General features: G+C 80.3%; 1 pseudogene. It reads left to right on the top strand.

Annotation, left to right across the window (positions count from 1 at the left end):
* Positions 1 to 407: pseudogene (locus GTW08_RS12215) on the top strand (septum formation initiator); the annotation flags it as partial.

Below are 407 nucleotides of genomic sequence, written 5' to 3'. Positions count from 1 at the left end.
CGCACGGCCCCGAGCCGGCCGCCGTCACCGCGGTCCTCGACGCCGGTCGTCGCGCGGGCGGCACCGTCGTGTGCGACCTGCCCCGCTACCCCACCGACGCCGCACTCACCGCTCTCGGCACCGCCGACCTGACCGTCCTGGTGGTCCCCGCCGGGCTGCGGCCCTGCGCCGCGGCCGCCCGGGTCGCCGACGTGCTCGCCGAGCACGCCCGGGCCGTGGAGCTGATCGTGCGCGGGCCGTCCCCCGGCGGCATCACCCCCGACGAGGTCGTCGCCTCCCTCGGGCTGCCACTGCTCACGACCATGCGCCCGGAGCGGGACCTCGCCGGTGCCCTCGAACGGGGGCGGACCCCCGGCTCCGGGCGGGGTCCGCTCGCCACCGCGGCCCGGGCCGTGCACGAGCGCCTC

The sequence above is a fragment of the Pseudonocardia sp. SID8383 genome, from assembly GCF_009864975.1.
GTDB classification, from domain to species: domain Bacteria; phylum Actinomycetota; class Actinomycetes; order Mycobacteriales; family Pseudonocardiaceae; genus Pseudonocardia; species Pseudonocardia alni.
This window is presented reverse-complemented; position numbering and strand designations above follow the sequence as displayed.